Origin of the sequence: Flavobacterium aureirubrum, from assembly GCF_038739835.1 — a bacterium.
Taxonomy (GTDB): Bacteria; Bacteroidota; Bacteroidia; order Flavobacteriales; family Flavobacteriaceae; genus Flavobacterium; species Flavobacterium aureirubrum.
Genome location: NZ_JBCGDO010000004.1, coordinates 123,654 through 139,158, shown reverse-complemented (window position 1 = coordinate 139,158; position 15,505 = coordinate 123,654). Strand labels below are relative to the sequence as shown.

General features: G+C 30.3%; 15 protein-coding genes. All 15 read left to right on the top strand.

Annotated elements, in window-relative coordinates; genetic code table 11:
- Positions 1-3 precede the first annotated feature (3 nt).
- The 15 genes from gmd (at position 4) to WFZ85_RS05045 (ending at position 15,502) form a co-directional block, all read left to right on the top strand.
- A complete protein-coding gene (gene gmd / locus WFZ85_RS05115; RefSeq protein ID WP_342695203.1) occupies positions 4-1,068 on the top strand; it encodes a GDP-mannose 4,6-dehydratase in 1,065 nt (354 codons plus the stop codon).
- A 6-nt stretch (positions 1,069-1,074) separates the two neighbouring features.
- Positions 1,075-2,103, top strand: coding sequence for a glycosyltransferase family 2 protein (locus WFZ85_RS05110; protein ID WP_342695202.1), 1,029 nt, complete (start codon positions 1,075-1,077; stop codon positions 2,101-2,103).
- A gap of 58 nt (positions 2,104-2,161) precedes the next feature.
- A complete protein-coding gene (locus WFZ85_RS05105; protein WP_342695201.1) occupies positions 2,162-3,061 on the top strand; it encodes a glycosyltransferase family 2 protein in 900 nt (299 codons plus the stop codon).
- Entirely contained in the window at positions 3,058-3,975 is a 918-nt protein-coding gene (locus tag WFZ85_RS05100) for a glycosyltransferase family A protein (RefSeq protein ID WP_342695200.1), read from the top strand. Before WFZ85_RS05105 ends, WFZ85_RS05100 begins: the two co-directional genes overlap by 4 nt.
- A 1-nt stretch (position 3,976) precedes the next feature.
- Positions 3,977-5,215: a glycosyltransferase family protein gene (locus WFZ85_RS05095; protein ID WP_342695199.1), complete on the top strand. Its 1,239-nt coding sequence runs from the start codon at positions 3,977-3,979 to the stop codon at positions 5,213-5,215.
- Positions 5,216-5,881, top strand: a complete 666-nt coding sequence (locus tag WFZ85_RS05090; RefSeq protein WP_342695198.1) for an FkbM family methyltransferase — start codon at positions 5,216-5,218, stop codon at positions 5,879-5,881.
- 42 nt (positions 5,882-5,923) lie between these two features.
- The gene (locus tag WFZ85_RS05085) at positions 5,924-6,625 is read left to right on the top strand and encodes an NAD-dependent epimerase/dehydratase family protein (protein ID WP_342695197.1); all 702 of its coding nucleotides are present in this window, start codon (positions 5,924-5,926) and stop codon (positions 6,623-6,625) included.
- Positions 6,622-7,551 carry a polysaccharide biosynthesis protein gene (locus tag WFZ85_RS05080; protein WP_342695196.1) on the top strand — a complete coding sequence of 310 codons (930 nt, stop codon included), beginning with the start codon at positions 6,622-6,624 and terminating at the stop codon, positions 7,549-7,551. Before WFZ85_RS05085 ends, WFZ85_RS05080 begins: the two co-directional genes overlap by 4 nt.
- A 1-nt stretch (position 7,552) precedes the next feature.
- Entirely contained in the window at positions 7,553-8,560 is a 1,008-nt protein-coding gene (locus tag WFZ85_RS05075) for a glycosyltransferase family A protein (protein WP_342695195.1), read from the top strand.
- Positions 8,561-8,653: 93 nt separating this feature from the next.
- Positions 8,654-9,322, top strand: coding sequence for an acylneuraminate cytidylyltransferase family protein (locus WFZ85_RS05070; protein WP_342695194.1), 669 nt, complete (start codon positions 8,654-8,656; stop codon positions 9,320-9,322).
- A gap of 7 nt (positions 9,323-9,329) precedes the next feature.
- A complete protein-coding gene (locus WFZ85_RS05065; RefSeq protein ID WP_342695193.1) occupies positions 9,330-10,370 on the top strand; it encodes an N-acetylneuraminate synthase family protein in 1,041 nt (346 codons plus the stop codon).
- The gene (neuC, locus tag WFZ85_RS05060; protein WP_342695192.1) at positions 10,371-11,498 is read left to right on the top strand and encodes a UDP-N-acetylglucosamine 2-epimerase; all 1,128 of its coding nucleotides are present in this window, start codon (positions 10,371-10,373) and stop codon (positions 11,496-11,498) included.
- A 132-nt stretch (positions 11,499-11,630) separates the two neighbouring features.
- On the top strand, positions 11,631-13,028 hold the full coding sequence (locus WFZ85_RS05055) for a glycosyltransferase family protein (protein WP_342695191.1): 1,398 nt from the start codon (positions 11,631-11,633) through the stop codon (positions 13,026-13,028).
- Between the two features lie 12 nt (positions 13,029-13,040).
- Positions 13,041-14,444: a hypothetical protein gene (locus WFZ85_RS05050; protein WP_342695190.1), complete on the top strand. Its 1,404-nt coding sequence runs from the start codon at positions 13,041-13,043 to the stop codon at positions 14,442-14,444.
- Complete coding sequence (locus WFZ85_RS05045) at positions 14,420-15,502, top strand: glycosyltransferase family 4 protein (RefSeq protein WP_342695189.1); 1,083 nt, start codon at positions 14,420-14,422, stop codon at positions 15,500-15,502. Before WFZ85_RS05050 ends, WFZ85_RS05045 begins: the two co-directional genes overlap by 25 nt.
- The last annotated feature ends 3 nt before the right edge of the window (positions 15,503-15,505 follow it).

Here is a 15,505-nt window from a genome sequence, read left to right as displayed (position 1 = left end):
TAAATGAAAAAAGCATTAATTACAGGAATAACGGGACAAGATGGTGCCTATCTTGCTGAATTTTTATTGGATAAAGGATATGAGGTTCATGGAGTAAAGCGAAGAGCATCTTCTTTTAATACCCAAAGAATAGATTATTTGTTTAGAGATTTACACGAGGAGAATGTGAAATTCATATTGCATTATGGCGATTTATCAGATGCTACTAATTTGATTAGAATTATTCAAGAAGTTCAGCCCGATGAAATTTACAATCTTGGCGCTATGTCGCATGTAAAGGTAAGTTTTGATACCCCTGAATATGTAGCCAATGTAGATGGATTAGGAGCATTAAGATTATTGGAAGCCATTAGAATTTTAGGATTAACTCATAAAACTAAAATCTATCAAGCATCAACTTCAGAATTATATGGTTTGGCTCAAGAAGTTCCACAAACCGAAAAAACTCCATTCTATCCAAGGTCACCCTATGGAGTTGCGAAAATTTATGCCTATTGGATTACGGTAAACTATCGTGAAGCGTATAATATGTTTGCCTGTAACGGCATTTTGTTTAATCACGAATCGCCATTGAGAGGAGAAACTTTTGTGACAAGAAAAATAACTATGGCAACTGCTAAAATAGCTCTTGGATTGCAAGATGTCCTATATATTGGAAATCTAAATTCTCAACGCGATTGGGGACATGCCAAAGATTATATTGAAGCTATGTGGCTTATACTGCAACAGGAAAAACCAGATGATTTTGTTATTGCCACTGGGGTTACGACTAAAGTAAGAGAATTTGTGAGAATGGCATTTGCAGAATGTGGCATTGAAATAGAATTTATTGGTGAAAATATAAATGAAATAGGAGTTGTGAAATCATGTACAAATCCATCGTATTCATTAGAGGTTGGAAAAGTAGTTGTAAAAGTAGATCCTAACTATTTCAGACCAACAGAAGTTGATTTATTAATTGGTGATGCCACAAAATCTAGAACTGTTTTGGGTTGGATACCTAAATATGATTTGAAAGCTATTGTTCAAGAAATGGTGGAGTCGGATATCAAATTATTTACAAAATAAAAAACAGTGTTGAAGCATAAACCTTTCATTTCTGTTTTAATGCCTGTATATAATTGTGAATTATATATTAATGAAGCCATTGAAAGTATTTTAAATCAAACCTACACTAATTTCGAGTTTCTTATAATTGATGATCTGTCAACCGATAATACAGTTTCTAGGATAAAAAACTATACTGATCCACGAATTAAACTTATAGAGAAACCATTAAATTCGGGTATCGCCACGAGTTTAAATTTAGGTTTCAAAATAGCAAAAGGTGACTATCTGGCTCGCATGGATGGAGATGATATTAGTTTACCAGAACGTTTTGCAAAACAAATAGCTTTTTTAGAGAACAATCCTGATGTTATTGTTTGTGGTTCATTTTATACCATAATAGGAACACAAAAAAGTATTCTAGTTCCTGAAAAACATGAAGACATAAAAGCAGCTTCACTTAGAAATAATTGCATGGTACATCCATCACTCATGCTAAGAAAAAAAGCATTCGATGAACTTTCAATTTGTTATGATGAAACAAAAGAACCAGTTGAAGACTTTGATTTATGGGTTCGATTGTTTACTAAAGGCAAATTTCATAATCTTCAAGAAGTTTTACTACATTACAGAATTCATTCACATCAAGTATCAACATTTAATAGAGAAAAGCAAAAAAAAGGGGCTTCAAAAGTACGATTTGAGTTATTAAGTCAGCTGCCTTTTGAAAAAAATGAAGAAGAATCAATGGCACTACAAAAAATGTTATTAAATGACGATTCTCTTCATTACAATCATATTGTCTTATTTCAAAAAATTAAAAATAAATTACTAAAAGCCAATGAAAATCATTTTTTTGAATCCAAAAAATTCCAAGAATTTTTAATTCATTTGGAATTTAATTCTGTCAAAAACTATTTTCTAAATAGAAAACAATATAATCCAATTAACTATTTTCAATATTTAAAAATTAAATATAGCATTGCTGTAAAGTTAAAAAGTAAAGACGAGTTTAAGCTAATGGCTAAATCATTTTTATTTTATAGTTTAAAATAAATATAAATATTCTTTCTCATGATAATTTTAATAGTAAAACAAGTTAAATAAATTTAGTATGTTTCTAGTAACGATAATCATTCCATGCTATAATCAAGGTCAGTTTCTCCAGGAGACACTTGTGTCTGTTTATCATCAGACTTATACTGATTGGGAATGTATTATAGTTAATGATGGTTCGCCCGATTCCACCGAAGAAATTGCGTTAGACTGGTGCAAGAAAGATTCGCGTTTTATTTATTTTAAAAAAGAAAATGGAGGATTGAGTTCTGCCCGAAATGCTGGATTACAATTGTCAAAAGGCGATTATATTCAGTTTTTGGACTCCGACGATTTATTGGCGCCTGATAAACTTTTTTTTAGCGTTAAATTATTTGACGTCGACACTACATTAGATGTCGTAATTACAGATTACAATATGCTGGACATTAAAAACTCACAAATTAAACCACCAGTTTATAATATATCAAATGTTCATTTTAACTTTGATACAATTGTAAACCAATGGGATATTGATTTTACTATTCCTATTCATTGTGCGTTGTTTAAAAAAAGCTCAATGGGTAATCTGCAGTTTAATGAAATTCTAAAAGCAAAAGAAGATTGGTTATTTTGGATTCAATTTTTTAAAAAATCTTATAATGTTACTTTTATTAATCAACAATTGGTGAGTTACAGATTACATGAAAAAAGCATGACACAATCAGCTAGTTACATGGTAGAAAGTCAAAGTTTAGCTTTAGTTTTAATAAAAGAAGAATTGTCAACAGCCCAATATGAAGCGTTTTTGCTAAAAAGATTAAATTTCTACAAACAAAAATACTTAGACAATGCATTCAAATATTCCAATCTAAAAAACAGTCTAACCTATCGATTTGCGTTGAAAGTGAAATCGGTTTTTAAAAATTTAGGTTTGCTACCAATTGTGAAAATTATACTCCAAAAATTTAGAAATTGAAATTAGCTATTGTTATTCCTTATTTCAAATATACTTTCTTTGAAGCAACACTACAATCGTTAGCTGTTCAAACAGATAAGAGATTTAAATTATATATTGGGAACGACGCAAGTCCCGAAAATCCAACTGCTTTATTACAAAAATATAAATTGTTGCTAGATTTTGAATACCAAGAATTTGAAAATAATTTAGGAAGTAAATCGTTAGTAAAGCAGTGGGAAAGGTGTATCAGCATGATTAATGACGAGCTTTGGCTTCAAATTTTAGGAGATGATGATACTTTAGCAGAAAATTTTGTTGAATTATTTTATAAAAATCTGGAAGCCATTGATAATATAGATATCCAAGTTATTAGATATGCTACAAAAATTATCAATGAAGAAGATAAAATAATTTCAGAATTATTTACCCATCCTGAAATTGAGACTTCTGTTGATTTTCTTTTTAGGAGATTAAATGGTGGTACAAGAAGCTCATTAAGTGAGTATATTTTTAAACTAGTAAATGTAAAAAAATATGGTTTTAAAAATCTTCCTCTTGCTTGGCATGCTGATGATTTAGCTGTTTTAGAGTTTTCTGAATTTGGTTCTGTATTTACCATAACAGACTCGTATTTAAATTTTAGAATTAGTGGAAAAAATATCACTAGTTTTAAACATGACATGGTAATTAAAAATAATGCTACATTTGGCTTTTACTATTATTTACTTCAGCATAAAAGAGAACATTTTAATTTAAGTCAGCAAAAAATACTATATTCAAAATTGGAAAAGTCTTTGTTAAACGATAAAAAAAGCATTTATTTTTGGTACAAAGTTACCCTACTATATTTATCTACTTTACACGTAAAAAGATTTTGTTTATTACTTAATAATGCTTTTAATCAAAGCGTTAAGTCATTAATAAAAAGATAGTATGAGGTTTTTAGTTATTGCCCAAGACTTACGAATTTCAGGAACTAGTGAAGGCATTGTTTCTCGCTCTTTTCTTTCAAAGCTAAGACTGACTTATCCAAACGCGCTAATTGATGTGGTTTATCTTAAAAGTCATGAAAGTGATGACCAACTTAATTTACTTCCTGTAGATTCAATTAGTACATATGTCCTAAATCTTAAAATTCCATTTTTTATAAAACTAATAAATTGGTTTTATTGGCGAATTTTTCATATTTCATTAGTTACAAAGCATATCAATGGCGTGTATAGAAATTATATTGCCAAAATTGATGACAAAAAATATGATCATATTTTTATCAGAAGTTCAGGATTAGCGCATGAAACCATTTTAGGTGCAAAAGATTTGCCAATCCTTCGAAAAGCTATACTAAATTTTCATGATCCGTATCCGCTATTTTGGTATGGTGGTTCACAAAAGAAATTAACAAATTTACAGCTGTTTCAAATGAAGGAAATGCAGGAAGTGGTTTCTCAAGCAAGAGCTTGTATGAGCGCAGCGCATTTTTTATCCAATGATTTGGAGTTTCTTTATGGAACAATAAAAAAATTTTACACCTTACCACATCAATACAGTTCGAGAGTTTTCGATTTTTCCGATGTGAATCAAGTTTTGAAAAAAAATAAAAAAGTTATGATTTCCTACCATGGTGCTATTCAATTTGGCAGGAATATAGAAGTGCTTTTAGATGCATATAAGCAATTAGTGGAAAGTAACAAGTTGTATAAAGAAAATACCGAGTTTGTTATTAGAGTAAAAGGAATAGACCTAGCTAAACTAAAAGAAAAATATAAAGAAATATCTAATATTAAAGTATTCCCAACTTTGAATTTTTCTAATTCTTGCTTTGAGCAAATGAACGAGTCTGATATCAATATTATTTTAGAAAACGGACCACTTTATTGCAATATTTTGGTAGGTAAAGCACCTTTTTTAGCAGCAATACAAAAACCAATACTTTCAATTTCACCTGAAAGAAGCGAAATGAGAAGCATTATCAAAGACAACCAGTTTATAGCAACTTATTCAGATAGTGACGAGATAAAAAGTAAGTTAGAGAATTTAATTAGCAATAGAATAAATTCAAATGCTCCAGTTTTTCCTTTCGGAGATTATTTTGATGATACAAATTTTAAAATTTTATTAAATAAGGTGGTAACAGAAAGCGTTTCTATATCAGACAATCAAACGGCAATTTAGATGGAAAATAAAATCAGAGAATTTATTTATAATAGGTATAACATTAGCTTTTCAAAGTCGGGAGATGATATTCAACTCATGAAACTAATTAATAATCGCACACCTGGAGCTTATGTCGATATTGGATGTTGGCATCCTGTTAAAGCATCAAATACCTATTATTTTTATGTAAGAGGATGGAAAGGAATTTGCATAGATCCAAATCCAGAGTTGAAAGTATTATATGATAAGTTTAGACCAAAAGATAACTTCGTCAATGCTGGAGTTGGTCAAACAGGAACTACGCTTACCTACAATATGTTTGAAGAAAGTTCGATGAACTCTTTTAGTAAAGACTTTGTAAATAAACATGAAGGTGTATCCAAAATTATTAAGCAATTTGACATTCCCTTGTATTCTCTTAAAGAAATTTTAGATACTAATTTAGATAAAAATGATCGATTAGATTTTTTTGATGTTGACGTAGAAGGTTTTGATTTAGAAGTGCTTAAAACTAACGATTGGCAAGTTTACAGGCCAAAAGTAATCATCATAGAATCAGATATTTCGATACAAAATGATATTTCATCGGAAACAACAAAATATTTAGACCAACAAAATTATCGTTTAATTGGGAAGTCTATAATTAACGGCGATTTAGGAAATTTGTTTTTTATTTCAAAATAACTCAACAAGCTTCACTCAAATACCAATTTATTTAATCACTACATGAGAATTGCAATTACTGGAGAAAAAGGTTTTATCGGGATTCATTTAACCCATTATTTTAGACATATTTTAAAATATGAAGTAATTGAGTTGTCTAGAGATTATTTAAACAATTTATCTGAAATTAAACATTTAGACTGGCTCATTCACGCGGCATGCCTTCATCGTCATCCCATTGAAGAGAAAGTATTTGAATTAAATTCTGAATTAGATCACAAAACAATTAACTGTTTGACATCAAATAATATCAGATGTAATGTCGTTTATATGTCATCGATTCATCAAGAACTCGATACGGCTTATGGCAGATCAAAAAGGCTCGGAGTAGAATTATTTAGAAACTACTGTTTATCAGTAAACAAAAAGTTTACATCCTATAAATTACCCAATGTTTTTGGTCCTTATGCAAAGCCCAATCACACCTCGTTTGTAGCCACTTTTTGTTATAATCTTCAGAATAATTTATTAGTTCAATACAATACAAATCAGGTTAAACTAATTTCAATCAATCAAGTATGTGAAAAGGTAGCAACTTTTGAAGAAAATACTTTTAATCATACTTCAATCACTGTAGAGCAAGTATATTTACTACTGCAAAATTATAAAGTTTTATTTTTACAAAATAAAATTCCAATTTTCAATAATGCTTTTGAATTTGATTTGTATCAAACTTTTTTAAGCTATAAAAATTACAAAATATGAGATTATTTATTACTGGTGGCGCAGGATTTTTGGGAAGAGAAATTGTCAAACGCTTTTATAATAAAGCAGACATCATAATTTACAGTAGAGATGAAGCAAAACATTATTATCTAAAAAAACAATTTCCTTCTATCAAATGTGTTATAGGAGATGTGGCTGATTATGAACTAATGAAAAGAGCCGCTCAAGGCTGTGACTATGGTATTTTTGCTGCTTCATTAAAACAAATTGAAGCCGTGGACCAAAATGTTGAAATGGCAATAAGAACCATTGTTAACGGTGCACTTAATTCAAGAAGAGTAGCCGAAGAAAATAACTTTAAAGCTGCCTGTTTTATTTCATCCGACAAAAGTAGAGCGGCAACTACCTTATATGGTGCCATGAAATTTATAGGTGGAGAAGCATTCATCGTCAATGCAGAACAATCTTCAGTAAATTTAACAACAGCTGTTTATGGTAATGTACTGAATTCTACGGGAAGTATTATTCCATTGATTTTAGATTCCATAAAAAATAAATATGAAATTAAACTATACGATCCTGAAATGACCCGCTTCATGATTGACGTAGAACAAGCAGTAGATTTAATAGAAAGTTCGTTTAATTTTACAGGTTTTAATATCATCCCTAACATACCAAGTTTTAAGGTTGTAGATTTGTTTGAAATTTATAAACAAGAGTTTGGATTAAACTATACATTAGGTGTTCCTAGAATTTCAGAAAAAATTCACGAAATAATGATTGCGAAAGAAGAAGTACCGCGAACATACCTTGATAGTGATTTAAACTTATACATGATGCATTATCACAATATTTATTCCGACAAAAATGTAAATTTTGAAGAATTTTCTAGTAAAGATGTTGTGGTTTCTCGAGAAGAATTATACGGTAAATTAAAAAATAATAATCTTTTAAAAATTACTTAGAATGCGAATTGGCAGCAATCCAAATAAAGAGATAAATCAACAAGAGTCGTTTTTTATACATCAAATTATAATACCCGTATATATTCCACATGAGGACGATTATTTCAAAGACTCTTTCAAAATTTTGAAATTATGTTTGAATTCACTTTTTAATACTATTCATAGTAAAACTTTTATTACCATTGTAAATAACGGTAGTTGTGATACTGTTTTAACGTACCTAGACCAGCTTTTTGCAGAGAAGAAAATTAACGAACTGATACATACAGATAACATTGGAAAAATAAATGCCGTTTTTAAAGGATTATCTGGAAACAATATTCAGTTGGTTACTATTGCTGATGCTGATGTTCTATTTCTTGCTAGTTGGCAATCAGAAACTATGAAAATATTTCGTGAAATTCCAAAAGCAGGTGTAGTAGGTATCGTTCCTCAAATCAGAATGTACACTTATAAAGGTGGCAATGCCATATTTGATAATTTTTTCAGTAAAAGATTGAAGTTTATTCCTGTAAAAAATAAAGAAGCCATGCTTCATTTTTATGAAAGCATCGGTTGGGGAAAATTAAATAAAGATTATCTAGAATTAGGCTTAGGTTTGGAGTACAAAAAAGTAAAATGCTTTATAGGTTCTGGTCACTTTGTAGCTACTTATAAAAAGGACATATTTGAAGAACTAATAACATTTATTGGAGGAAAAAAAGCAGCTGGTATAGGTGAAGAGTATATTGATGACAAAGCGTTACAAAAAGATTATTGGCGTCTTACCACGCAGGATAATTATGCTTACCATATGGGTAATATTTATGAAGAATGGATGGAAATGAGCTCAAAAAGTATAGTGCCAAGTAACGTAGAACAATTAAAGTTTGCAAAGAGAGAAAAAATTAGTGACACAACTTATTTTTTTAAAAATAAACTCATTAAAAAAATGATTAGCATTAAATGGACTAAAAGATTGTTTTTGAGCTGGGCTGGATTACCCAAAGAAATGATTAGAAATTATTGATTTATAAAGCCCAATAAAAAAGACAGCAAATTATGTGGTAAAACACATAGAAAACTACAAAAACGATTATTTTTACAATCACTAATTTTACTAATGAAGAATGTTGCTATAATTCCTGCACGTGGTGGTTCAAAAAGACTTCCCAATAAAAATATTTTGCTTCTCGATGGTATTCCACTGATTGTGCATAGTATTATATTTGCTCAAAAAAACGCAGCTATTATTGATGCCGTTTATGTTTCTACAGATGATGCAAAAATAAAAGAAATCGCAATACAATACGGTGCTAAAGTTATCGACAGACCAAGCAAATTAGCGGGCGATTTTGAACCAACTGTATGCGCCTTAAAACATTGTTTAGAAATCATAAATGACAAAGAAATCGAAAGTGTAATTCTGTTGCAACCAACAAATCCTTTACGACCGGAGAATTTATTGCAGGAAACTTTTGAAGTTTATACTGATAAGAGTTGCGATAGTTTGTTTACAGTTACTAGGAATCATCAAAAATTTGGAAAAATAGTTGGTAGCGAGTATATTCCTTTTAACTACGAAATCGGGCAAAGAAGTCAGGATTTGGAACCGATTTATTTCGAAAACGGATTGTTATATATTACCAAAACGAAAGCTATTTTGAATGATGAAATAATTACCAGAAATGCTTTTCCATATCAAGTAAATCATGTTTTTTCTACTGTTGATATTGATACAAAAGAAGATTTTGATTATGCTGAATATTTATTAAAAAAATCAAAAACTTAAATCGAAAATGAACCCTTTTATTGAAATAGCAGATAGAAAAATTGGACTAGATTTTCCACCATTAGTAATTGCCGAAATCGGAATTAATCATGAAGGTTCGATTACTGTTGCCAAAGAAATGGTTGATGCTGCATATCGTGCCGGAGTAGAGGTTGTAAAACACCAAACCCATATTGTGGAAGATGAAATGAGCGGTGCAGCCAAAAAAGTTATTCCGGGAAATGCAGATGTTTCTATTTATGAAATCATGGAACGCTGTTCGCTTAATGAAACCGAAGAATTAGAACTTAAAAATTATGTTGAAAGTAAAGGAATGATTTTTATTTCTACACCTTTCTCTCGTGCTGCAGCCGAAAGATTAAAGAAGTTTGATATTCCAGCCTATAAAATTGGTTCTGGTGAATGCAATAATTATCCATTGTTAGAACACATTTGTAGCTTTGGAAAACCTGTAATTTTAAGTACTGGAATGAATACAATAGATAGTGTTCAAAAAGCAGTTGCTATTTTTGACAAACATAAAATTCCTGTTGCATTATTACACACAACCAATTTATATCCAACGCCAATTCATTTGGTTCGTTTTGGAGCAATGACACAATTGCACGAAGCGTTTCCTGATAAGGTTTTTGGTTTGTCTGATCATACACTTAATAATAATGCCTGCCTTGGTGCTGTTGCACTTGGCGGGAGTATTTTAGAACGTCATTTTACCGATTACATGCAACGAACCGGACCGGATATTGTATGCAGTATGGATGAAAAAGCATGTTCTGAATTGATAGTTTCTTCCAATGAAATTTGGCAAATGCGTGGCGGTCAAAAAGGCCCTGCTAAAGAAGAACAGGTCACCATAGATTTTGCTTTTGCAACGGTTTGTTCAATTGCAAACATCAAAAAAGGCGAAAAATTGTCCAAAGAAAATATTTGGGTAAAACGTCCCGGGACTGGAAAAATTTTAGCAGAACATTTTGATGATTTGCTAGGAAAGATGGCAACTCGTGACATTGCAAACGACGAACAATTAGATTTCACAGATTTTGAATAAATGAAGAAAATTCTATTTCTTACAGGTACTCGTGCTGATTTTGGTAAAATAAAATCATTAATTTCTATTCTTGATAATCATCAGAAATTTGAAGTTTTTGTATTTGTGACGGGTATGCATTTACAAAATGAATACGGATATACTTTGATTGAAATAGAAAGGTGTAATTTTAAAAATGTTCATTCCTTTGAGAATCACACGCACGAAACTACAATGGATTTGACATTGGCAAAAACAATCGTAGGCTTTTCAAGTTATTGCAAAACGGTAAAACCCGATTTGATTGTCATTCACGGAGATAGAGTAGAAACGTTAGCTGGTGCTATTGTGGGTTCATTAAACAATATTTTGGTAGCTCATATTGAAGGAGGTGAATTATCAGGAACTGTTGATGAATTAATCCGTCATAGCGTAACTAAATTAAGTCATATTCATTTTGTTTCCAATCAAGAAGCAAAAAAAAGGTTACTTCAAATGGGAGAAGTCAAATCATCAATTTATACTATAGGCTCACCAGATATTGATATTATGTTTTCTAATACTTTACCAACTAAACAAAGCGTAAAGGAATACTATAAAATCAATTTTGAGCAATATGGTATTGTTATGTTTCATCCTGTTACTACAGAGGCAAATCAGATGAAACAATATTCAGAAGATTTTGTAGATAGTTTATTAGATGTTGATGAAAATTTTGTTGTCATATTTCCCAATAATGATTTAGGAAGCAGGTATATAATTAATTCTTATCTGAAAATTAAAGACAATCCTAAGTTCAGAATATTTCCATCGTTGCGATTTGAATATTTTTTAGTGTTACTTAAAAACGCAAAATTTATAATTGGAAACAGTAGTGCTGGGATTCGGGAAGCACCCTATTACGGAATTCCAATAATTAATATTGGAACTCGTCAACAGAATAGATCATTAAATGCAGATATTATTAATGTGGATTACAACAAAGACAATATTATTAAGGCATTACACTCGGTAACGTTTCATAAAACATGCCCAGTTATAAATGACTTTGGAAATGGGAAAAGCGCAGAGTTGTTTTTAAATTTTTTATTGTCAACTAAAATTTGGGAAATTAACCATCAAAAGGAATTTAAAAATATTAATTTCTGATTATCAACTTTTAAAAAAAATATTTTTAGAATAGTTAAAAATATTTTTTCCAAATAGAAGACTTTAAAATTTCAATTGCTTTTATTTTTGCTTAAAAAAAAGAATGTTTGAGAAATTAATTCAAAAATAATAATGCATAAAAAGAAAATATTTATACTTCTACCTGATGGTATCGGATTACGCAACTTTGCTTTTACAAATTTTCACAATTTAGGAATTGAAAATGAATTTGATATTACTTATTGGAATGCAACACCTTTTGATTTATCTGTTTTAGGCTTTAAAGAAGTTAAGATTATCAATCCTAAAACGCATCCAATGACTGATTTTTATAAAAAAGCGCTTATACAAATTGAGTTAAGTCAAAATATAAAAAAGTCAAAAGATTCTATTTACAATTCTTATCGATTTCCTTTTTCAAAAAAGAACAGCAAAGAAATTTTTAAAGTTGGAATAGTATATTGGATTATTTTTTGGAATAATTCCAAGCAAGGCGTTACACGACTTCGGAATAAAATTACTACTTATGAAAGAAAAACAAAATTATATTTTGATAGCTTAGCCACGCTTCAGGAACAAAAACCAGCTCTTGTATTTTGTACTAATCAAAGAATAACAAGCGCTGTTTCATCACTACTTGCGGCTCAAGATTTAGGAATACCAACAGCAACTTTTATTTTTTCGTGGGATAATTTACCTAAAGGAACAAAAATTATCGAAACTGATTTTTATTTTGTTTGGAGTGAGCAAATGAAAAGTGAACTTCGTTACTACTATCCTCATATCAACGATAATCAAATTTTTATAACAGGAACACCACAGTTTGAGCCTCATTTTGAGACTTCATTACTAGTATCTAAAGAGATTTTCTTTAAAGAATATAGATTGGATGCCTCAAAAAGATATATTTGTTTTTCGGGTGATGATGTAACAACTTCGCCCAATGATCCACAGTATTTATTAGACGTTGTAAAGGCTGTTGAATTATTAAATAGTAAAGGGAATAACCTAGGCATTATTTTTCGACGATGTCCAGTAGATTTTTCTAAAAGGTATCAACATGTTTTAGACAAGTATAAAGATACAATAGTCAGTATAGAACCAAAATGGCATAAATTTGGAGAAACCTGGAATACTGCATTACCGACAGTAGAAGATTTAAAGGTTCAGATGAATACTATTTATCATTCTGAATTTGTTGTAAACCTTGGCTCTTCAATGGTATTTGATTTTGTAGCTTTCAGTAAACCTTGCGCTTTTATAAACTATGAAGTTGTCAATAAAGATTATCCCAAATGGTCAGTTAAAAAAATATATAATTTTATTCATTTTAGGTCAATGCCATCTAAAAACGCCGTAATTTGGTTAAATACACCCGATGAAATCGAAAATAAGTTTGAACAGTTACTATGTGGTTCTACTTCTAAAACCATTCAAAATGCCCAAGCATGGTTTGAAGTAATTAATCATCATCCGGCCAAATTAGCTTCGGAGAGAATTTGGGTTGCCATTAAAACAATAATTACATAAATTTACGAAATTATGAAACTAGGTATTGTTATCACAGATGGCGTTGGATATAGGAATTTTATGATGAGTGATTTCTTAATTGAAGCGTCGCACTCATTTGATGAATTAGTCATTTTTTCTTGTTTGCCTTCTACTGTTTACACAAATTTACCCAGTAATGTAAAAGTAATCGAGCTTACTGTCTTTAAAGAGAAGATCACTACTTGGCTTTTCAGGAAAACAAAAGAGTTAGCCCATTTGCATTTGCATAAAAAAGACAACTTTGGAATTTTAGATAATCTCAATGCCAATTACCCAAAAACCAAGAATGTTCGTGCTTTTTTAACCTATATGGCTTTCTATTGGACACATTTATTTCATACAGAAAAATGGATACAATGGTATACGAGTTTACAACAATTTTCCTTTAAAAATGATGCAGTTACAAAAGAGTATTATGATATTTTAATTAAAGAAAATATTGATTTACTTTTTGTTACACACCAAAGACCTTCTTTTATTGCACCTTTAATTTATGTATCTCAAAAATTAAAAGTAAAAACAGCTACCTTCATTTTTAGTTGGGATAATTTAGCCTCAAAGGGCAGAATGGCCGCTAACTTTGACTACTACTTAGTGTGGAGTAATTTGATGAAAGAAGAGCTTTTATATTTTTACAAATCAGTAACCGCAGATGCAGTAAATGTAGTTGGTACGCCTCAGTTTGAACCCTATTTTTTAGATCGGTATAAGATTTCAAAAGACAAATTTTATGAAAAGTTTGGTTTGGATAACTCTAAACAAACGTTGTGTTTTAGTTGTGGCGATATTTCTACCAGCAAAAATGACGAATTATACATCGAAACTATTGCTAAAGCCATCATCAAAAAGCTTTTGCCTGATGTAAATTTTATAGTGAGAACATCACCAGCTGAAAACCCAATTCGATTTCAACAGGTTGCAGCTTTATATCCTTTTATTATATGGAATTTTCCTAAATGGGACTTGTCTCGTGAAGGACATCAAGAAGACTGGTCACAGCGAGTTCCTATTACAGAAGATGTAACAGATTTAAGAGCCTTAACCGAATATTCAACGATTAATATTAATATGCTTTCCACAATGAGCTTGGACTTTATGGTGTTTGATAAACCAGTCATTAACACTGTTTTTGGAAATGATGAAAATAAGCTATACAATGACCAGCGATTTCTTAACTACATTCATATTAAAAAGCTAATAAATAGCCAATCTACTAAAGTAGCTACAACTGATGTAGAATTAATTCAAGCTATAAATGACTATTTGTTGAATCCCAATTTAGATAGTAATTTCAGAAAAAAGTTAGTTGATTTACAGATTAGTAAGCCAATTAATGGAACAGGTAAACGCATTGCAAATGAATTATTACAATGGATAGTAAACCAAAAAAAATAGCTGTCATTTGCGATTATCGATTGATGCCTGAACGCATTGGCGGCATGGACTATTTTTTTTGGATGTTCAACCAAAAATGCTATGAAAATAATATTCAAGTAGATTGGTTTTTTCCAAATGCTACACGACATAATGGTTATGAAGAGTTTGTACTATTTAGTGCTGAGAATAATAATTTGGAGCATTTTTTTTATGAGTACTGCCGAGCTAATAAGCCTGTTTACACTCATGTGATTACTCACTTTTTAGAAATTTGCATTCCGATATTTAAAAAAATTAAACAGGTAACTCAAGCAAAAATTATCGTCATTGACCATAATCCCAGACCATTAGGTGGTTATCCTTTAAATATTAAAATAAAGAAATATTTGAAAGGTCTTTTGTATTCCAAATACATTGATTTGTTTGTAGGTGTATCTGATTATTCCAAAAATGAACTCATAAAAGATTTTGGACAGCAGCTTAAAACAAAAGCCGTTACTATATTTAATGGTTTAGAAATAAAAAAATTCAAAAGAAAAGAGGATTTTGAGTTGAAATATAAGTTTATGGTCGCTTCGCATTTAAGATTAGAAAAGGGAATTCAGGACTTAATTCAAGCGGTACAAGAACTAGTGAAAGACAAGAAACTTGTTTTTAGTATTGACATTTATGGAAGCGGCTATTATCAGGCGGAATTAGAAAAAATGATACAAGATTATTCGCTCGAAAACTATTTTAACTTTAAAGGAAGCGTTACAAATCTACATGAGATTTACTGCCAGTATGACTATTTAATTCATCCTTCGCAAGGTGAAACATTTTGTTATTCTGTGGTTGAAGGTTTATTATGTAATTTGCCTGTAATTACTAACAATCAAGGAAATGTATTGGGTTTTATAAAAGATACTGAAAATGGTTTTTTATATAAAGACGGTCAAATACAGCAGTTAAAAGAAATTTTAGTTCGTATTGTAAACAAAGAGATTAAAATTGAAAATGGCTTAATCAAAAGGCCTGAAGTTGCACAATTATCTCTAGAGACCATGGTGAATAATCATTTCAATTTACTATCATAATTT